At 70.7% G+C, this 18,847-nt stretch carries 15 protein-coding genes and 2 tRNA genes; 12 read left to right on the top strand and 5 right to left on the bottom strand.

The window, feature by feature from the left end:
• Window positions 1–18: 18 nt before the first annotated feature.
• Complete coding sequence (locus tag RBJ65_RS04930; protein ID WP_306318001.1) at window positions 19–1,185, bottom strand: TOMM precursor leader peptide-binding protein; 1,167 nt, start codon at window positions 1,183–1,185, stop codon at window positions 19–21.
• A 208-nt stretch (window positions 1,186–1,393) separates the two neighbouring features.
• Here RBJ65_RS04930 and RBJ65_RS04935 point away from each other — a divergent pair, with 208 nt between their 5' ends.
• From RBJ65_RS04935 to RBJ65_RS04950, 4 genes are all read left to right on the top strand, one after another.
• Window positions 1,394–1,990, top strand: a complete 597-nt coding sequence (locus tag RBJ65_RS04935) for a M48 family metallopeptidase (RefSeq protein WP_306318002.1) — start codon at window positions 1,394–1,396, stop codon at window positions 1,988–1,990.
• A 154-nt stretch (window positions 1,991–2,144) separates the two neighbouring features.
• A complete protein-coding gene (locus tag RBJ65_RS04940) occupies window positions 2,145–3,833 on the top strand; it encodes a TerD family protein (RefSeq protein WP_306332108.1) in 1,689 nt (562 codons plus the stop codon).
• 11 nt (window positions 3,834–3,844) lie between these two features.
• The gene (locus RBJ65_RS04945; protein ID WP_306324306.1) at window positions 3,845–4,525 is read left to right on the top strand and encodes an AIM24 family protein; all 681 of its coding nucleotides are present in this window, start codon (window positions 3,845–3,847) and stop codon (window positions 4,523–4,525) included.
• Between the two features lie 17 nt (window positions 4,526–4,542).
• Entirely contained in the window at window positions 4,543–5,298 is a 756-nt protein-coding gene (locus RBJ65_RS04950; RefSeq protein WP_306324307.1) for an AIM24 family protein, read from the top strand.
• 61 nt (window positions 5,299–5,359) lie between these two features.
• On the opposite strand, the gene RBJ65_RS04955 is transcribed toward RBJ65_RS04950, so the two are convergent.
• On the bottom strand, window positions 5,360–5,884 hold the full coding sequence (locus tag RBJ65_RS04955; RefSeq protein ID WP_306324308.1) for an NUDIX hydrolase: 525 nt from the start codon (window positions 5,882–5,884) through the stop codon (window positions 5,360–5,362).
• The gene (locus RBJ65_RS04960; RefSeq protein WP_306324309.1) at window positions 5,881–7,362 is read right to left on the bottom strand and encodes a zinc-dependent metalloprotease; all 1,482 of its coding nucleotides are present in this window, start codon (window positions 7,360–7,362) and stop codon (window positions 5,881–5,883) included. The genes RBJ65_RS04955 and RBJ65_RS04960 overlap by 4 nt, the downstream gene beginning before the upstream one ends.
• Before the next feature lie 192 nt (window positions 7,363–7,554).
• Here RBJ65_RS04960 and RBJ65_RS04965 point away from each other — a divergent pair, with 192 nt between their 5' ends.
• From RBJ65_RS04965 to RBJ65_RS04980, 4 genes are all read left to right on the top strand, one after another.
• Window positions 7,555–8,667 (top strand): SDR family oxidoreductase, encoded by a 1,113-nt coding sequence (locus RBJ65_RS04965; RefSeq protein ID WP_306324310.1) that lies wholly within the window; start codon window positions 7,555–7,557, stop codon window positions 8,665–8,667.
• 68 nt (window positions 8,668–8,735) lie between these two features.
• Window positions 8,736–9,200 (top strand): molybdenum cofactor biosynthesis protein MoaE, encoded by a 465-nt coding sequence (locus tag RBJ65_RS04970; RefSeq protein ID WP_306324311.1) that lies wholly within the window; start codon window positions 8,736–8,738, stop codon window positions 9,198–9,200.
• 103 nt (window positions 9,201–9,303) lie between these two features.
• Complete coding sequence (locus tag RBJ65_RS04975) at window positions 9,304–9,468, top strand: hypothetical protein (protein ID WP_306324312.1); 165 nt, start codon at window positions 9,304–9,306, stop codon at window positions 9,466–9,468.
• A gap of 94 nt (window positions 9,469–9,562) precedes the next feature.
• Complete coding sequence (locus RBJ65_RS04980; RefSeq protein WP_306324313.1) at window positions 9,563–10,651, top strand: PDZ domain-containing protein; 1,089 nt, start codon at window positions 9,563–9,565, stop codon at window positions 10,649–10,651.
• 101 nt (window positions 10,652–10,752) lie between these two features.
• Here the strand turns inward: RBJ65_RS04980 and RBJ65_RS04985 are convergent, their stop codons facing one another.
• A complete protein-coding gene (locus RBJ65_RS04985; protein WP_306324314.1) occupies window positions 10,753–11,295 on the bottom strand; it encodes a PPA1309 family protein in 543 nt (180 codons plus the stop codon).
• A gap of 143 nt (window positions 11,296–11,438) precedes the next feature.
• Here RBJ65_RS04985 and RBJ65_RS04990 point away from each other — a divergent pair, with 143 nt between their 5' ends.
• The 4 genes from RBJ65_RS04990 to RBJ65_RS05005 all read left to right on the top strand — a co-directional run bounded on the left by RBJ65_RS04990 (window position 11,439) and on the right by RBJ65_RS05005 (window position 17,650).
• Window positions 11,439–14,351: a UPF0182 family protein gene (locus RBJ65_RS04990; RefSeq protein WP_306324316.1), complete on the top strand. Its 2,913-nt coding sequence runs from the start codon at window positions 11,439–11,441 to the stop codon at window positions 14,349–14,351.
• Window positions 14,352–14,398: 47 nt separating this feature from the next.
• Window positions 14,399–14,472 (top strand) — tRNA-Met (locus RBJ65_RS04995).
• A gap of 241 nt (window positions 14,473–14,713) precedes the next feature.
• Complete coding sequence (locus tag RBJ65_RS05000) at window positions 14,714–16,510, top strand: tetratricopeptide repeat protein (RefSeq protein ID WP_306324315.1); 1,797 nt, start codon at window positions 14,714–14,716, stop codon at window positions 16,508–16,510.
• Window positions 16,511–17,576: 1,066 nt separating this feature from the next.
• Window positions 17,577–17,650 (top strand) — tRNA-Met (locus RBJ65_RS05005).
• Between the two features lie 54 nt (window positions 17,651–17,704).
• On the opposite strand, the gene RBJ65_RS05010 is transcribed toward RBJ65_RS05005, so the two are convergent.
• Complete coding sequence (locus RBJ65_RS05010; RefSeq protein WP_306323381.1) at window positions 17,705–18,847, bottom strand: ABC transporter substrate-binding protein; 1,143 nt, start codon at window positions 18,845–18,847, stop codon at window positions 17,705–17,707.

Genomic DNA, 18,847 nt, shown 5'->3' on the forward strand with positions numbered 1-18,847 from the left:
GACGCCGACAGCCATTGCCTACCCCGCCATTGTGTCGTGCGGCCCTTCTTCCACGGAGACCTCCTGCCCGTTAGCTCTCTCACCCGCACCGCAGGGGCACCGCGGATGTGGCCACACCGGTCGGGCGTGCCAGTCCAGGCCCGGAGCGGCCGCCTCCCAGCGGGCCCCCGTGCTCGACGGCAACTCCCCGTCCAGGAAGGCCAGTCCATGCGCGGCGGCCAGTCCGGCGACGGCGGTGGCCAGGCCCAGGTCACAGGCCTGCACCTGGCGGGCGGCGCGCCCCGAGCCCCACTGGGCCAGCAAGCGCGGCCAGCTCGGATCGCGGTCCGTACGCCCGAGGAGCAGGCAGTGCGCGCACCCCGTCCCGCCCGGCAGCACCAAGGGACCGACCACGCCGGTGGCTTCGACCACCCCCGCGTACAGATGCGGAATACCGGCCGCCACGAGGTCCTCGTCCGCGGCCGGGGCGGGGGAGTGGACCGCCAGTCCGTCGCGTGGGGCGATGATCACCAGGGAGAACGGCGGCTCTTCGTGATCAGGCTCTGCCAGGCGGGCGGGGGCCGCCTCGCGCCGGTCCGGGCGCGGCGGCCGGGTCGGCGCCATCGAGCGCACCAACCGCCGCCCGGACACGGCACGGCGCTCGCCCACCGCCTCCATCGGGTGCCCGCCCGGCGCCACATCCCATGGCTCGACGCAGCCGCCGTCCCGCACCTCGACGTGGCCGACCCCGGCGGAAGCGAGCACCGAGGCGATGACGGCGCCCACCCGCCCGGCACCCCTCACCTGAACCCGCGTGGAGTGGCGGGCCGCCAGCTTCACCACCGCTTCGGCCGGCTCGGACGTCGTCACCGTCAGCGCCGCGTGGTCGGGGCGCAGGCGGTCCATCACGCCGGTTCGGCTGCGCAACTCCTCGGCGGGTGGGCCACCCCCGGTCGCGTCGTCCAGGAGCCCCGCCCCGCTCAGACGTTCCAGGAGCGCGTCCACGTGCCCGTCGGGAAGGCCCATGGTGCGGGCCTCGTCGCGCAGGAGCGGTACTCCGCGGGTGCCGTCGAGCAGGGTGAGGAAGCTGCCGGTCACCGTGTCGACAGGGCCGAGCACCACCGCGTGCGCCGGCGTCAGGCCGAACTGCACCGTGTTCAGGTCGTGCCAGCCGCGCCGCAGCGCCGGTTTCAAGATCGGATGCATGACTGTCCCCCGTGCCGTCCCCGTTTGGCGTCGACGGAGCCGTTCCCGTCGATCGACACCGTCAGCATGCCCGGACAGCCGGAATCGTGCGGAAAGTTGTCCACAGGCTGTGGGTGATAGTCGTACTAATCAAGGGGCGGGTCGCGGCACCGCACCGAAGAGTTCCGGAGGCGGGACTTCCGCCCTGCCCAGCGGGTAACGTCGGGGCGTGTCCGCCGACCCACTGCACCGTGCCACGAACACGCAGCGCAGCACGACCAGCCCGCCCGCAGGCGGCCTGGGGGCGAGCGCGGTCGAGGTCCGCAGAAGCTCCCGGCGACGCAGGACGGTATCGGCGTACCGCGAAGGCGATCGCACTGTCGTGCTCATCCCGGCCCGCATGTCGGAGGCCGAGGAGAAGCGCTGGGTGGGCGTCATGCTCGACAAGCTCGCCGCGCAGGAGAGCAAGCGGGTCCTCGGTGACGCCGAACTGGCGGACCGCGCCGAGCGGCTGTCGGACCAGTACCTCGAGGGCAAGGCCCGCCCCGCGTCGGTGCGTTGGGTCACGAACCAGAACACCCGATGGGGTTCGTGCACGCCCGCGGAAGGCAGCATCCGGCTCTCGCACCGGCTCCAGGGCATGCCCGAGTACGTCGTCGACTATGTGCTCATCCATGAACTGGCGCATCTACTGGTCCCCGGCCACGGACCGCGGTTCTGGCGGCTCCTTGAGGCGTACCCCCGCACCGAGCGGGCGCGCGGCTACCTCGAAGGAGTGGTCGCGGCCGACCGGCTGCCGCACCTGCCGGCTGCTCGCGGCGACTGATCGCCCGATCGCCCCACCCGCTCGATCCCTTCCCGTCCGATCGTCCCCAAAGGACGCTTCTGTACCAGGGCTGTACCGACTTCTCCCGCTGTCGGTGTTTGCGGTTAGCCTGGCGCGACGCAATCACCATCGGGATGGGGGACGGTCGTTACGCATGGCCAGGGAATTCCAACGCGGCCACAAGGCCAAGATCAGTGACCTGACCGCGGGCACGGATCTGTACGTGGGCGTACAGATCACCGGCCCCGGACTGAGCTTCGACATCAGCTGCTTCGGCCTCGACGCCGAGGAGCGGCTGTCCGACGACCGGTACTTCGTCTTCTTCAACCAGCCGAAGACGCCCGAGGAGTCCGTCCAGCTGCTCGGCGCGCAGGCCGGTGACACGGAGTCCTTCCGCGTCACCCTCGACAAGATCCCCGCGCAGATCCAGAAGCTGTCGTTCACCGCGACCGTCGACGGTGCGGGGCAGATGTCGCAGGTCGCTCCCGGGTACATCCGCATCGTCGCCGGTGGTGAGGAGGTCGCGCGGTACTCCTTCCACGGTGGTGAGTTCTCCACCGAGCGTGCGGTGATGCTGGGCGACTTCTACCTGAAGGACGTGTGGCGGTTCGCCGCCGTCGGGCAGGGCTTCGACGGTGGCCTGGACGCGCTGCTGAAGAACTTCGGCGGAGAGGTCGCCGAGGAGGAGCCCGCCGCCGAGCCCCAGCAGACCGCGGCTCCCGGCTTCGCGGCTCCCGGATTCGCGCCGCCCGCGCAGGCCTCCGAGCCGCCGGCCTTCGCGCCCCCGGCCCAGGCTCCCGCGCCCGCTCCGGCCCCCGCGCCCGCTCCCGAACCGGCACCGCAGCAAGCCGCCCCGCCCCAGGCCCCCACGCCCTCGGTGCACGCCGCGCCCACCATCGCGGCCCCGCTCGCCACGCCCCCCGGCGCGGTCCCGCCTCCACCGCCGCCGGCACCGACCGCTCCAGGCCCGCACGGTCAGCAGCCGCAGTTCGGCCAGGTCCCCGGCCAAGGCAGCGCGCCCTTGCCGCCCGGCTACGACCAGCAGCCCCAGGCGCCCGCCGCCCCGCAGGGCTTCGGGCAGCAGCCCCCGACGCCCTCCGCGCAGCAGGTCTTCGGCCAGCCCCCGGCCGCGCCCGCCCCGCAAGGCGCCCCGCAGGGCATCCCGCAGCAGGCCGCCGCGCCGGGCGTGGCCGCCGCTCTGGAGAAGTACCGCGAGGCCCCCACGGGTCAGCGCTGGACGCTTCAGAACAAGAAGCTGATCCGGGTCGACCTCGGCGCGGGCGGCGACCAGCCCGTACTCGCCCGCCAGGGCAGCATGGTGCTCTACCAGGGCAAGGTCGAATTCAGCTACAAGGGCGCCGGGTTCGCGGGCCGCATCGTGGGCAATGCCACCGGCCAGGAGATGCAGCTGATGCGCTGCTCCGGCCGCGGTCAGGTCTTCTTCGCGGAAGAGGCCACCCATGTGCACCCCATCGAGCTCCAGGGCGACGCGATCTGCGTCTCCGCGGAGAACGTCCTCGCGTTCGATGAGAGCCTGCAGCACGAAGTGCGCAGGATCGAAGGGCACGGCATCCCCGGAGGCGCCCTGTTCGTGCTCCAGTTCCAGGGCACGGGAACGGTCGTCGTGAAGACCCACGGCACGCCCGTCGTGCTGCCGGTCACGCCCACCACGTTCGCCGACTCCAACGCCGTCGTGGCGTGGTCCGCGGCCTCGCAGGCGATCGTCTCCAACCAGGTCCGCATGCGCCGCAACGCCTACCCCGGCGACAGCGGCGAGGGCGTCAACCTGCAATTCCGGGGCGCACCCGGCAACTTCATCGTCGTCCAGCCGTACGAGGTCTGAGGGAGCCCGTCATGAACCAGCCACTCGCGGGCTTCGCCCCGACCCCCGTAGCCGCCCGCATGGAGAACCACGGCAGCAACATGCTGAAGGTCGCCATGCAGACCGGAAACGACCTCTTCGCGCGCGTGGGCTCGATGGTCGCCTACGAAGGCTTCGTCCAGTACGAGCCCAACCCGCCCGCCGTACGCCAGGTCGCCCGGGACTGGATCACCGGTGAGGGCGCGCCCCTCATGAAGTGCTCCGGCGACGGCCTGCTGTACCTCGCCGACTACGGTGCCGATGTCGTCGTCATCAACCTCGGCGGCGAGTCGATCTCCGTCAACGGCACGAACCTCCTCGCCTTCGATGCGCACCTCCAGTGGGGCGTCGAGCGAGTGAAGGGCCTCGCCAAGTTCACGGGCCAGGGCCTGTGGAACATCACGGTCGGCGGCCAGGGGCACGTCGCCCTGACCTCGCGCGGCACCCCCATCGTGGTCGACTGCGGCCGCGGCGAGGACGAGACCTACGTGGACCCCGACGCGCTCATCGCCTGGTCGCCGAGCCTGAAGGTGAAGGGCAAGCGCAGCTTCAGGGCCGGCTCGCTCATCGGACGGGGCAGTGGCGAGGCCTACCAGATGGGCTTCTCCGGCGAAGGCATCGTCGTCGTACAGCCCAGTGAGGACAGCACCGACCGTCTCCGAGCCCGGGGCTGAGGGGGAGCGAACACACCATGCAGAGCCCGCTTTTCGCGCACACCGAGCAGCAGACCCAGGAGCGCTACACGGTGCAGAACCCGCAGATGCTGCGGGTCGCCCTCGAAGGACACGACGACATCCTCGCCCGCAAGGGCGCGATGGTCGCCTACCAGGGGCTGATGGAGTTCGACGGCGAGTACCAGACGTCCGGACAGCGGCGCGCCCGCGCGCACACCGGCGAGGGCCTCAGCCTGATGCGCTGCCACGGGCAGGGCACCGTCTACCTGGCGAACCTCGCCCAGTACATCCACGTAGTGGATGTCGAACAGGACGGACTCACCGTCGACAGCAGCTACGTGCTGGCGATGGACTCCTCCCTGCACCACGAAGTCATCGCGGTGGACAGCCAGTTCGGCATCTCCGGCTCGGGCAAGTACCAGCTCAACATCACAGGCCACGGCAAGGTCGCCCTGATGACGTCGGGCCAGCCGCTGATGCTCCACGTCACGCCCGAGCAGTACGTCAACGCCGACGCGGACGCCGTCGTCGCCTGGTCCACCGGGCTCCGGGTGCAGATGCAGGCGCAGACGCACTCCTCGGGCGTCTGGCGGCGCCGGGGCAACACCGGAGAGGGCTGGGAGCTCAGCTTCATGGGCAGCGGCTACGCGCTCGTCCAGCCCAGCGAACTGCTGCCGCCGCAGAACGCGGCGATCGGCGGCGGACTCGCCGCGCAGTACGGGATGGGGCAGCAGGGCGCCCGTGGGCAGAACCAGGGGAACGTCTGGAGCTAGCCGCTCCGCAGGTACGCGTAAGGGGCGAGCACCACGGTGCTCGCCCCTTACACATGCCCTCTCAGAGTCGCGCCCGCGTCGCCTCCACGAGCCGGACGACGGACGCGTCGGCGACGTCCGCCACCTCGTCGTACGGGAACCAGCGCAGGTCCAGGGACTCGTCGCTGATGGCCTCCGTGGCGTCCGCCGGGGCGAGCGCCGCGTACTGCACGTCCAGGTGCTGGGTGCACGGCCCCGGGATCGGATGCCGGTCCAGACGGACCGGGCCGCCCGCGAGGAGCGTGAGGCCGGGGATGCCCGACTCCTCCGTCGCCTCGCGCAGGGCCGCGGCCGCGAGCGACGCGTCGCCCTGCTCGCAGTGCCCGCCCATCTGGAGCCACATCTGCAGCTTCTTGTGCAGCGTCAGCAGCACGCGCCCGCGCGAGGGGTCGACCACGAGGGCGCTCGCCGTGACGTGCCCGGCGGTGCAGGGCTTCCACAGGCCTTCGGCGCCGTGCTCGGACAGGTGGTCCAGGTAGGCCTGGCGCAGTTCCGGCTGGTCCTCGTAGCCCTTGAGCACGAGGACCGCGTCGTCGTACAGGCTCACTTGTCGCTGTCGTCCTCGCCCTTGTCGGAGCCGTCGGCGCCGTCGGAGTCGTCGGAGTCGTCCTTGGAGAGGTTCGGCTTGCCCGAGCCGCCGCTCGCCGCCTCGCCGAGCATCTTGTCGATCTCGGAGAAGTCCAGCTGCTCGTCGCGGTGCACGAAGCCGTCCGGGTCGTCCAGGTCCGACGCCGTCGGCAGCATGTCCGGGTGCGCCCACAGGCCGTCACGGCCGTCCACGCCGCGCGCGTCCGTGAGCGAGGCCCACAGGCGCGAGGCGTCACGCAGCCGGCGCGGACGCAGCTCCAGACCGATCAGCGTCGCGAACGTCTGCTCCGCGGGGCCACCGGTCGCACGGCGGCGGCGCAGCGTCTCACGCAGCGCGTCGGCGGACGACAGACGCGGCTTCGCGGCCGCGTGGACCACCGCGTCGACCCAGCCCTCGACGAGCGCGAGAGCCGTCTCCAGGCGGGCCAGGGCGGCCTTCTGCTCCGGGGTGTCCTCGGGCTGGAACATGCCCTGCTGGAGCGCTTCCTGGATCTGCTCCGGGTTCTGCGGGTCGAACTGGCCGACCACGTCCTCCAGCTTCGTGGTGTCGACCTTGATCCCGCGCGCGTACCCGTCGACCGCGCCGAACAGGTGCGAGCGCAGCCACGGCACGTGCGAGAACAGCCGCTGATGGGCGGCCTCGCGCAGCGCCAGGTAGAGGCGGACCTCCTCCTGCGGGACGCCGAGGTCCTTGCCGAACGCCTCGACGTTCAGCGGCAGCAGCGCCGCCTTGCCGGCCGGGGCCAGCGGCAGGCCGATGTCCGTGGACCCGACGACCTCGCCCGCGAGCACGCCGATGGCCTGCCCGATCTGCTGGCCGAACATGGCGCCGCCCATGGAGCGCATCATGCCGATCAGCGGGCCCGCCATGGCCTGCATCTCCTCGGGCAGTACGTCGCCCATGGCCATGCCGACGCGCTCGGCGACCGGGTCGACGAGCTCCTTCCACACCGGGAGCGTCGCCTCGACCCACTCGGCGCGGCTCCAGGCCACCGCCGAGTGCGCGCCCGAAGGCAGCGACGTCGCGTCGTCCAGCCACAGGTCGGCCAGGCGCACGGCTTCCTCGACGGAGGAGCGCTCGGCCGGGCCGACGCTGGTGTCCTTCACGCCGTCCTGCGTGCCCTGCGAGACGGTCTGGCGGGCGATGTCCTTGGCCATGTCCCAGTTCACCGGGCCGCCCTCGTAGGAGAGCATCTGGCCGAGCTGCTGGAAGGCCGCCCCCAGATCGTTCGGATTCATCGAACCGAACATGGCCGCGAAGGGGTTGTCCCCGCCCTCGCCACCCGGGCCGCCCGCGCCGGGCAGGCCCGGGAACCCGAATCCGAACGGGCCGGCCGGTCCCTGACCGCCACCGCCCTGCTGGTCCTTCTTCTTGCCCTCGTCGCCGTCTTCCGGCTCCTCCGGCGGAAGGCCGAAACCGAATGGGGTGTCACTCACGGGATTCCTCGGCTGGTTGGGCCGCCGGTTTCTTGGCCCGGCGGCGACTGCCCGACTACACACCCAGCGTAGACACCATGACCGGATCGGGCCTCAGTGCTTCGCCGACTCATGGCCTGCGGCAGGATGGATGCCTCCTGGTACGTACGCGTCATACAGGTACGTACTGAAGACAACCGCTGGAGACGCCCGGTGAGTTCCCCAGATCCGCAGGTTCGCGCAGCGCGAAACCCTTCGTCCAAATCCGCCGTCCGCGGCCCCGTCGTCGCGGTCACCGGTGCCGCGTCCGGTGTCGGTGCCCTGCTCACCGAGCGGCTCGCCGCGTCGGACGCGATCAAGCAGGTCCTCGCCATCGACGAGCGGCGCGGCGAGTGCACATCCGCGACCTGGCACGTCCTGGACGTGCGGGATCCGGCCATCGCCGAGAAGCTGCGCGGCGCGGACGTCGTCGTGCACCTGGCCCTCGACCTCGACCTGGAATCCGACCCCGCGGCCCGCACCGCGTACAACGTGCGGGGCACCCAGACGGTGCTGACCGCCGCGGCCGCCGCCGGAGTGCACCGCGTCGTCCTGTGCACCTCGACGATGGTCTACGGGGCGCTCGAGGACAACGAGCTGCCGCTCGCCGAGGACGCGGAACTGCGCGCCACGGCCGAGGCGACCGGCGTCGGAGACCTCCTGGAGGTGGAACGTCTCGCCCGCCGCGCCCCGCGCGCGCACCCCGGCCTGAACGTCACGGTGATGCGCCCCGCGGTGCTCATCGGTGGCACGGACACGGCGCTCACCCGGTACTTCGAGTCGCCGCGCCTCCTTGTAGTGGCCGGTTCCCGGCCCGCCTGGCAGTTCTGCCACGTGGACGACCTGTGCAGCGCCCTGGAGCACGCCGTCCTGGAGAAGGTCGACGGAGAGCTCGCCGTCGGCTGCGACGGGTGGCTGGAGCAGGAGGAGGTCGAGGAGCTCAGCGGAATTCGCCGCATGGAGCTGCCCTCCGCCGTCGCCCTTGGCGCGGCCGCGCGGCTGCACCGGATCGGCCTGACGCCCTCGCCAGCGGGCGATCTCGCCTACACGATGTACCCGTGGGTCGTGAGCGGCAGCCGGCTGCACGAGTCCGGGTGGCGACCGCAGTGGACCAACGAGGAGGTCCTCGCGGAACTCCTCGAAGAGGTCGCCGGGCGGCGCACCGTCGCGGGCCGACGGCTCGGCCGCAAGGACGCGACGGCGGCCGGTGCCGCGGGCGCGACCGTCGCGCTGCTGGGTACGGCGGCCGTGGTGCGCCGGGTCCGCAAGGCTCGGCGGCGCATCTAAGGAGCGGCGAGGGCGACTGTACGAGGCTCCAATTCACGGTTGTCAGTGGTGTGCGGCACGATGAGGACATGGCACCCACTGAGCACGAGCACCCCGGCGAGCACGCGGCACAGGACCCGATCAAGCTGCTCGCCGTCCGAGAGACGCCGCTCTCCGTCGACGAGGTCTTCCGGGCCGTCGGCGACGACGCGGCGGGCGGCACCGCGCTCTTCGTGGGGACCGTGCGCAACCACGACGGCGGGGCCGACGTGGACAAGCTCGGCTACTCCTGCCATCCGACCGCCGAGGCGGAGATGCGGCGCGTCGCCGAGAAGGTCGTCGCCGAGTACCCGGTGCGCGCCCTCGCGGCGGTCCACCGGGTCGGCGATCTGACGGTGGGCGACCTCGCGGTCGTCGTGGCCGTGTCGTGCCCGCACCGCGGCGAGGCGTTCGACGCCTGCCGCAAGCTGATCGACGACCTGAAGCACGAAGTGCCCATTTGGAAGCACCAGACGTTCTCCGACGGTACGGAAGAGTGGGTCGGAGCCTGCTGAGGTTCAGGTTGCGTAACCGCCCCCCTGAGGCGAGCGTTGGGACTGCGGATGGTTAATCTGCTGATACGTCAGTGGCGGTCGCTCAAGGGGTCGGGAGGTCGGCATGGCAGCGCTCCTGTGGCTGCTCATTCCGGTTGTCGCTGCGGTGGCTGCCGGAGTCTGGGGCATCTGGGCCGGTCGCCGCCGCAACAAGACCGGTGACGTCACCGAACTCAGCGGTTACGCGCGCTTCCGCGAGGCGATGGAGAAGTCCCACCAGGGCACCTGAAGGACCCGCCAAGGACCCGCCAAGGCCCCGCCAGGGCCCCCGAAGGGACCGGCCCCGCACGTGCGCTGACAGGCTCGTCCCGTACTGTCGTTCCATGCCACGCCGCACTGCGACGATGCTCGCCTCGACCCTGATGCTGATCGCGCTCCTCTGCGCGGGGGTGCTCATCAAAGTGCCCTACGCGGAGATGTCGCCGGGACCGACGGTGAACACGCTCGCGGACCACGGCGGCGAACCCGTGATCCAGATCAATGGCCACAAGACGTACGACACGACCGGCCACTTGAACATGACGACGGTCCGCGTCACCAGCGCCGACTACAACATGAACCTGGTGTCGGCGGTCTACGGGTGGCTCGCGCACGACAGCATCGTGGTGCCGCACGACACGCTCTACCCGGACGGCCAGACCGAGCAGCAGTCCTCGCAGCAGAACGCCGAGGAGTTCAGCCAGTCCCAGGAGAGCGCCAAGGTGGCGGCGCTGAACGAGTTGGGCATCCCCGTGAAGTCCTGGGTGATCGCCTCCAGCATCGTCAAGGACAGCCCGGCGCAGGGCAAGCTGCACGCCGGTGACGTCATCAAGGCCGTCGACGGCACCTTGGTCACCAAGCCCACCGACGTCGCCAAGCTCGTCACCAAGCACAAGCCCGGCGAGAACGTCGTCTTCACGGTCGTGCCGGTCAAGGAGGCGACCGCGGCCGAGAAGGCCGGCAAGGAGCCGACCCGTACGGAGAACGTGACGATCAAGACGGAGAAGGCAGAGGACGGCCGCGCGATCGTCGGCATCCAGGCGGGGACCGACCACACCTTCCCGTTCGAGATCGACATCAAGCTCGCCGACGTCGGCGGGCCGAGCGCGGGCCTGATGTTCTCCCTCGGCATCGTCGACAAGCTCACCAAGGACGACCTGACCGGCGGCAAGTTCGTGGCCGGCACCGGCACCATCGACGACGACGGCAAGGTCGGCCCCATCGGCGGCATCGGCATGAAGCTCGTCGGCGCCCGAGACAAGGGCGCCCGGTACTTCCTGACGCCGAAGGACAACTGCGCCACCGCGGCCAAGGACACACCGGACGGTCTGACGCTCGTCAAGGTCGGCACCATGGACGACGCGATGGACGCCCTGAAGGACATCCGCAGCGGCGACACGGCGGACCTGCCCACGTGTTCGGCCAAGAGCTGAGCACAAGAGCTGAGCAATCGCGAACACCGCACTACGTAGAGGGGCGCCACCGGAATCTCCGGTGGCGCCCCTCTACGTAGACGAAGAAAACCTCAGGACCGCTACTCGGCGAACGTCGCCGACAGCGCCTCCGCCAGCCCCGGCACCAGGCCCGCGCCCGTGAGGACCTCCGTCGTCGCGTCCTTCTCGCGCAGCCGCAGCGCCGAGTCGCGGGTGCCGTCGCGCAGCACGCCGACCGTCATACGGACCTCCTGGCGGTCCGGGTGCTCGGCCACCCACTTGGTGAGCTTCGCGTCGCTGAGGCCCTCCGGGACGGACGCCTCCGCGGACGGCGGCAGCATGAGGCGCTCCACCGTCAGCGCGCAGCCCACGACGGCGTCGGGCCACGCGATGGTGCCGAGGAACTCGTCCAGCGGCTTGTCGGCGGGAATTTCGTCCTGCTCGATCGGGGTGAGGCCGGGGGCCTCCTGCTCGCCCTCCAGGCCGAGCTGGGCGGCGAGGGCGGGTTCCTGGGCGCGCAGCGCGGCCGTGTCGACGAGGGCGAAGAGGCGAGCGGGCTGGTCCCAGCCAAGCCCGGAGGCGTACTCGTCGATCTCGAGAACGGCACGGGTGAGGGGGCTCGCTGCCATGGGAGTGTTGGACATGGTCACAATCCTGCCTCGTTCCTGCCCCGAACCGGGAACTGAGTAAAGCGTGAGTAAGTTGCATAGGTGATGGGTCCGCGATCTCGGGGGCCCGACCGAAGACCGAATCACTGAACTTCGAGGTGCGCACCTTGGCTTTCCAGATGCCGGACCGCGGCGGGGGCCCGACGGGACCGCGGATCAGAGTGGGCCGCCCCTCCCGGCGGGCCCGGACGCTGCTGTTGACGCTTGGCGTCCTGGCCGTGCTCGGCATGGCCTTCGTCATGTTCGCCGGGTTCTGGACCGACTGGCTCTGGTACCGATCGGTGAAGTTCTCGTCCGTCTTCACGACGCAGCTGTGGACGAAGATCGGGCTCTTCTTCGTCTTCGGCCTCCTGATGGCGCTCGCCGTCGGCGTGAACATCTGGCTGGCGCATCGGCTGCGCCCGCCGCTGAGTGCCATGTCGATGGAGCAACAGAGCCTCGACCGCTACCGGATGGGCATCGCGCCCTTCAAGCGGTGGCTGCTGGCCGGCATCACCGCCCTGGTGGGCCTGATCGCGGGAGCCTCGGCCGCCAGCCAGTGGCGTACGTGGCTGATGTTCGTGAACGGCGTGCCGTTCAACCAGAAGGACCCGCAGTTCCACATGGACGTGTCCTTCTACGCGTTCGACCTGCCCTGGTACCGCTTCCTGCTGGGCTTCGGTTTCGCGGCCGCCGTGATCGGCCTGGTCGCCGCGGCGCTCACGCACTACCTGTACGGCGGGCTGCGCATCACCAGCCCCGGGGCGCGCGCCACGGCGGCGGCGACGGGGCATCTCTCCGTCATGCTGGGCGTGTTCGTGGCCCTGAAGGCCGTCGCGTACTGGCTCGACCGGTACGGGCTCGCGGTGAAGCAGAGCGACTTCAAGGCGACGGACAACTGGACGGGCCTCAGGTACGTCGACGCCAACGCGTATCTGCCGGCGAAGACGATCCTGTTCTGCATCGCCGTCATCTGCGCGATCCTCTTCTTCGCGACCCTGTGGCGGCGCACCTGGCAGCTGCCGGTCATCGGCTTCGGCCTGATGGTGCTCTCGGCGATCCTGATCGGCGGCCTCTACCCGGCCATCGTCCAGAAGTTCCAGGTCCAGCCGAACGAGCAGTCCAAGGAAGCCCCGTACATCACGAAGAACATCGAGGCGACCCGTAAGGCGTACGGTATCGACAAGGCCAAGCCCGTCGACTACAAGGGCAAGGGCTCCGACGACGCCAAGAAGCAGCGCACGGAGTCGGACTCGGCGGCCAGCTACCGGCTGAACGACCCGAACATCGTGTCGCCCACCTTCCAGCAGCTCGAACAGCAGCGGAAGTACTACCAGTTCCCCACGACCCTGGACGTGGACCGCTACAACGGCCAGGACACCGTGGTCGGCCTGCGCGAGCTGAACCTGAGCAAGCTCGACAAGCGCAACTGGATCAACGACCACTTCGTCTACACGCACGGCTACGGAGCCGTGACGGCGAAGGGCACGTCGACCTCCGGGGGCGCCCCGCAGTTCACCGAGTCGGGCCTGCCCACCGGCGGTGACCTCGGCAACTACAACCAGCGCATCTACTACGGCGAGAAGACGAAGCAGTACTCGATCGTCGGCGGGCCGCAGAAGGAGCTGGACTACGAGCAGGACGACGGCACCCAGAAGACGACGAGCTACAAGGGCAAGGGTGGCGTCAACCTCGCCAACCCGCTCAACCGCGCCGCGTACGCCGTCGCCTTCAGCGAGCCGCAGATCCTCTACTCGGGAGCCATCGGCGACGGTTCGCGGATCCTCTACAACCGCACTCCGAAGGAGCGCGTCGAGGCCGTCGCGCCGTGGCTGACGATCGACGGCGACCCGTACCCGACGGTCGTCGACGGCAAGATCAAGTGGGTGGTCGACGCCTACACGACGTCGAACGGCTACCCCTACGCGTCCCGTACGACGCTGGGCGACAGCACCGCCGACTCGCTCAACGAGGCCGACAGCCAGCGCGCCGTGGTGGCCCAGCAGAACCAGGTCAACTACATCCGCAACTCGGTGAAGGCGACCGTCGACGCGGGCACCGGCGAGGTCAAGCTCTACACGTGGGACAACAAGGACCCGGTCCTGAAGACCTGGAAGAAGGCCTTCCCGGGCACGGTCGAGCCCAAGAGCGCGATCCCGGCCTCCCTGAAGGAACACCTGCGCTACCCGCAGGACATGTTCAAGGTTCAGCGCGAACTGCTGAGCCTGTACCACGTGACGAACTCGAACCAGTTCTACAACGCGTCCGACGCCTGGCAGGTGCCGAACGACCCGACCAAGAAGGACAACAGCGCGGTCCCGCCGTACTACTTGTCCATGAAGATGCCGGGCCAGACCAGCCAGCAGTTCTCGCTGACGACGACGTTCACACCGAGCGGCAGGCCCAACCTGAGAGCGTTCATGGCGGTCGACGCCGACGCGACCAGTAAGGACTACGGCGCCATAAGGCTCCTCAGAGTCACCGAGGACAAGGTCGCCGGACCCGAGCAGGTGCAGAACACGCTCAACTCCTCGGGCTCCGTGGCCAACTGGGTGCGCGACATGAAGGGCGCCGACTCGACGGTCCTGTACGGCAATCTGCTGACGGTGCCGCTCGACAAGGGCTTCCTCTACGTAGAGCCGATCTACGCCCAGGGCCGTAATGCCGAGTACCCACTCATGCGCAAGGTCGCGGTCAGCTACGGCAACAAGATCGGCTTCGCGGACTCGCTGTCCGAGGCGCTCAACCAGGCCTTCGACGTCGACGGGGACACGCCTGCCGAGCCGGAGAAGCCCGGTGGGGACACGGGCGAGACACCGGAGAACTCGACGGTGAAGGAAGCGCTCGCGGACGCCGAGAAGGCCTTCGAGGACGGCCAGAAGGCCATGAAGGACAACGACTGGACCGCGTACGGCGAGGCGCAGGAGAAGCTGCAGGACGCCTTGCAGCGCGCCGAGGACGCTCAGAACAAGGCCGACAAGGCCGACAAGGCGGCCCAGTCCAACAAGGGTGACAACAAGAGCGGCAACGACAAGGAGGCGGCCGGCGGCTGACCGGTCAGATGACCCCTCCGCGCCGTGGTACGGTTTCTGCACAACGGCGCGGGGTGGAGCAGCTCGGTAGCTCGCTGGGCTCATAACCCAGAGGTCGCAGGTTCAAATCCTGTCCCCGCTACTGATGATCGAAGGCTCGGAAGCGAAAGCTTCCGGGCCTTCGGTGCGTTGGGGCCCCTGTTGTCATGAGCCCCCGTCATGGGCCCCCGGCATGTGCGAAGCGTGTGCGAACCCTGCTCCCGACGGGGGTAGTTGGGAAATCTGTGTTTCACTTGTCTCCCTGTGGGCATGTCGACAAAACGCTGAAGTGACCTCAATGGCTGCGGTATACCAGGTGTACCCAGGTTGCAGGTGGTGCGACGATGGACGTTATGGGGGACAAGGCAACTCTGTTGGAGACAGGGCGGTTTGTGCAGCCGACAGATCGGGACGAACCCGGAGAGGCTGCGGAAGAAGTACGTCAGCGGCTGGCCGCCGAGGCCGGCGACGTCGAGGCGATGAGCGTCCTCGGCGCCATGCTGCTGCGCCGCGGAGATTTCGACGGAGCCGAGCCCCTGCTGCGTACCGCCACCGGCGCCGGTGACCGGGCCGCCGCCAACAACCTCGGAGTCCTGCTCCACCAGCGCGGCTACGCGGAGGAGGCCGCCGGCTGGTGGCGCATCGCCGCCGTCGCGGGCTCCGCGCCCGCCGCGCACGCCCTGGGCCGCCACTTCCGCGAGCGCGGCGACGAGCCCGCGGCCGAGTACTGGCTGCGCCAGGCCGCCGAACAGGGCCACACCCTGGGCGCGTACGCCCTCGCCGACCTTCTGGAGCACCGCAGTGACATCGGCGCCGAGCGCTGGATGCGGACCGCCGCCGAGCGCGGGCACCGTGAGGCCGCGTACCGGCTCGCCCGCGCGCTCGACCGCAAGGGCGGCGCCGATGTGCTCGTCTCCGGGGACGGCGGGAACCCGGCGGAGGAGGCCGAGCAGTGGTACCGGCAGGCCGCCGCGCGCGGGCACCGGCGGGCCGCGCTGCACCTCGGCTCGATCCTGGAGAAGCGCGGCGCCCTGAAAGAGGCCGGGCGCTGGTACCTGACGTCCGCCAAGGACGGCGAGGCGCGCGCCGCGTGCGCGCTCGCGTTCCTGCTGCGCGACGCGGGCGACGAGGAGAGCGCCGCCGTGTGGTGGCTGCGCGCCGCCCAGGACGGCGACGGCAACGCGGCGAACGCGCTGGGTGCCCTGCACGCCGAGCGCGGCGAGACGCAGACCGCCGAGCGCTGGTACCGCGCCGCCATGGACGCGGGCGACAACAACGGCGCGTACAACCTCGGGCTGCTCTGTGCCGAGCAGCAGCGCACCGCGCAGGCCGAGGGCTGGTACCGGCGCGCCGCCTACGCGGGTCACCGCGAGGCCGCCAACGCGCTCGCGGTGCTGCTTCTGCAGAACGGGGACGCGGCGGGCGCCGAGCCGTGGTTCTCCAAGGCGGCGGAGGCGGGGAGCGTCGACGCGGCGTTCAACCTCGGGATCCTGTACGCGGGTCGGGACGACGAGACGGCCGCGTTGCAGTGGTACGAGCGGGCCGCGGCCGGTGGGCACACCGAGGCCGCGTTGCAGGCCGGGATCGCGCGGCAGCGTGAGGGCGACGAACAGGCCGCCGAGCGGCACCTGCGGTGTGCGGCCGGGGGCGGCAGCGGGGAGGCCGCGTACCGGCTTGCCGCGCTGCTCGATGTGCGGCGGCCGCCCGCGGTGCGGCACGAGCTGGGGGAGCCCGTCACCGAGAAGAGTGAGTGCGAGGAGTGGTACGAGCGGGCTGCCGAGCACGGGCATCGGCGGGCGCAGGTACGGGTGGGCATGCTGGCCGCCGCGCGGGGCGATGTGGTGGAGGCGGCGCGGTGGTACCGGGAGGCGGCGGAGGCCGGGTCGCGGAACGGGGCGTTCAACCTTGGGCTGTTGCTGGCCCGGGAGGGGAGTGAGCCGGAGGCGGCGCTGTGGTGGACGCGGGCCGCTGACGCGGGGCATGGGCGGGCGGCGCTTCGGCTTGCGTTGCTGTGCGCGCGGCGGGGGGATCTCGCCGAGGGGCAGAAGTGGGCGTCCCGGGCGGTCGAGTTGGGGCCTGCGGAGGTTGCGGAGCGGGCGGGGCGGTTGCGGGATGCGTTGCGGCAGGAGTTGTCGGCGTAGGGCTGCGCCTGGCTTGACCGGTGGGCGGGGGTGGCCTTGTGGTGGGGTGGGCTCGGCCGGGGGTTCGGCTGCGTCGGGGTTGGGGCCGGGGTTTTCGGTGCGCGGCGTCGGGGCTGGGAGCTGTGCCGTGGTCGGCGCCGGGTTCCATGTGTGCGCTGCGCCGGGGTTTTGTGCCTGTGCCGGGGGTGGTGCCTGCGGTGGCGTGTGCGCTGCGCCGGGGTTTTGTGCCTGTGCCGGGGGTGGTGCCTGCGGTGGCGTGTGCGCTGCGCCGGGGTTTTGTGCCTGTGCCGGGGGTGGCGCCCGCAGTGGCGTGTGCGCTGCACCGGGGGCCGCCTTGCCCACCCTGCCGCCCTTGGCGGCAGATTGCCCAAGGCGGTGGGGGTTGGCCGCAGTGGGTGGGGAGCCGTGGGGGCGGTGGGGTGCCCGAGGTGGGTGTGGCCCGTCGCCTCGGGTGGGGAGCGGGGGTTGGCGGCGGGTTTGGCCGAGGTGGGTGCGGTTGGCCGCAGTGGGTGGGGAGCCGTGGGGGCGGTGGGGTGCCCAAGGTGGGTGTGGCCCGTCGCCTCGGGTGGGGAGCGGGGGTTGGCGGCGGATTGGCCGAGGTAGGTGCGGTCGGCCGCAATTGGTTGGGGGGTGTGGGGCGTGGGGGCGTGGGGTGCCCGAGGCCATTGCGGCTGGTCGCAACAGGTGGGGAGGCGTGGGGCGGTGGTACTCCGTCGGGCCGACGCCCCCGGAGGGGGCGGGTGGGAGATGGGCGGGGTGGCTTGCGACGGGCGGCGGGCGGCGGACGCAGAGAGCCGGGCGCCGAGCACCGGGAGCCGACACCGTGCTGCCGACGCCCGACGCCCGACGCCCGACGCCCGACGCCCGACGCCCGACGCCCGACGCCCGACGCCCGACGCCCGACGCCCGACGCCCGATGCCCGGCGTCCGGCCGGCGTCCGGCGCTCGAGGCCCGGCGTCCGGCCCGTACCGCGCCGCACAGCTCCGCCGTGTCCGGCGTACCCGCCCCCCCCCCGCGGAGCGGTTTGCGCTGGTCGGGGGCTTGGCGTAAGGTTGGGTTCACCGACGCGGGGTGGAGCAGCTCGGTAGCTCGCTGGGCTCATAACCCAGAGGTCGCAGGTTCAAATCCTGTCCCCGCTACTGATGAAGATCCGAGGCCCGGAACCGTAAATGGTTCCGGGCCTCGGGCCGTTTTCACGGCTTGTGGCCGACGGCCTCCTCGTACAGCTTTCGGTTCACCGTCTTCGACTCCGGCAGCGGGTCGCCCTCCGAGACGCCCGCCGCCTTGTAGGCGGCCTGGAGGCGGTCCGTGGTGCCGGAGCGGATCTCCCAGTCCATGCGGAGCGAGGGGGTCTCCTGGAGGACCTTCTTGTCCGTCTTCAGGAGTGTCGCCAGTTCCGAGACGAAGGCGGGGTTCTTTTTGTAGTCGCCGCGGAAGTATGTGTTGACCGTGCGGATGTACGCGCGCAGCAGCGCGACGCCCGCGTCCGGGTCCTTGTTGAGGAGGTTCGGGCCGTACAGGAGGCCGCCGAGCGGTTCGCCCTGGGGCTGGCCGCCGAGGAACGCGTAGCGCTTGTCGCCGTCGACCTTGCGCCAGATCGGGTCGAGGAGCCAGGCCGAGTCGACGCCGCCGTTCTGCAGGCCGGTCAGCACGTCGGCCGAGCCGAGCTGCTGGAACTGGATCTTGCTGAGGCCGCCACCGTGCTTACGTAGAGCGGTGCTCATCGGGTACGAGGCGACCGAGCCCTTGCCGATGAGCGTGCCCATCTTCTTGCCGGCCATCCGGACCTGGGACGCGCTCTGGCCCTTCTTGAGGCGCACCCACAGGCCGCTCTTGGACTTGGCGTCGGGGGAGAAGTTGCCGGAGACCCACTTGATGTCGAAGCCGCCGAGGATGCCGTTCATGACCGCGGCCTCGGGGGCGGCCCACTGGGCGTCGATCTCGCCCTTCGCGAGGAGGGGGAGGGCGTCCGGGGTGGGGAGGGTCTTCAGGGTCACGTCCAGGCCCTCTTTTTTGAACTCGCCCTTCTTGACCGCCATTTCGAGCGGCGCCACGTACTCCGCGCTCAGCGTGCCCGTCGCGATCGTCAGCTTGCGGGGCTTGCCGAGCTTCTGCGGTTCCGGCGCGCCCTTGTCGCAGCGGGCCGGCTCGCGGTCGGGGGAGCGGTCCTTCGGGTCCGTCCAGGAGCCCTTGCCGCAGCCCGCGACCGCCTTGATCGCGCGGGGCTTCGCGGCGGCGTCGGACGGGGTGTCGTTCTTGGCGCAGGACGTCGTGCCGAGGAGCAGGGCGCCGGCCGCGAGCAGGGTCGTAGCTACATGTCTGCTGCTGGTGTGCAT

It is taken from the genome of Streptomyces sp. KL109B, assembly GCF_030766935.1.
Classification (GTDB): Bacteria; Actinomycetota; Actinomycetes; order Streptomycetales; family Streptomycetaceae; genus Streptomyces.

Coding starts and splice junctions, on each gene's coding strand:
- RBJ65_RS04970 (WP_306324311.1), top strand. CDS start 8,736: ATGGCACCCACTGAGCACGAGCACCCCGGCGAGCACGCGGCACAGGAC.
- RBJ65_RS04940 (WP_306332108.1), top strand. CDS start 2,145: ATGGCCAGGGAATTCCAACGCGGCCACAAGGCCAAGATCAGTGACCTG.
- RBJ65_RS04980 (WP_306324313.1), top strand. CDS start 9,563: ATGCCACGCCGCACTGCGACGATGCTCGCCTCGACCCTGATGCTGATC.
- RBJ65_RS04985 (WP_306324314.1), bottom strand. CDS start 11,295: ATGTCCAACACTCCCATGGCAGCGAGCCCCCTCACCCGTGCCGTTCTC.
- RBJ65_RS04930 (WP_306318001.1), bottom strand. CDS start 1,185: ATGCATCCGATCTTGAAACCGGCGCTGCGGCGCGGCTGGCACGACCTG.
- RBJ65_RS04945 (WP_306324306.1), top strand. CDS start 3,845: ATGAACCAGCCACTCGCGGGCTTCGCCCCGACCCCCGTAGCCGCCCGC.
- RBJ65_RS05000 (WP_306324315.1), top strand. CDS start 14,714: ATGGACGTTATGGGGGACAAGGCAACTCTGTTGGAGACAGGGCGGTTT.
- RBJ65_RS05010 (WP_306323381.1), bottom strand. CDS start 18,847: ATGCACACCAGCAGCAGACATGTAGCTACGACCCTGCTCGCGGCCGGC.
- RBJ65_RS04950 (WP_306324307.1), top strand. CDS start 4,543: ATGCAGAGCCCGCTTTTCGCGCACACCGAGCAGCAGACCCAGGAGCGC.
- RBJ65_RS04990 (WP_306324316.1), top strand. CDS start 11,439: ATGCCGGACCGCGGCGGGGGCCCGACGGGACCGCGGATCAGAGTGGGC.
- RBJ65_RS04975 (WP_306324312.1), top strand. CDS start 9,304: ATGGCAGCGCTCCTGTGGCTGCTCATTCCGGTTGTCGCTGCGGTGGCT.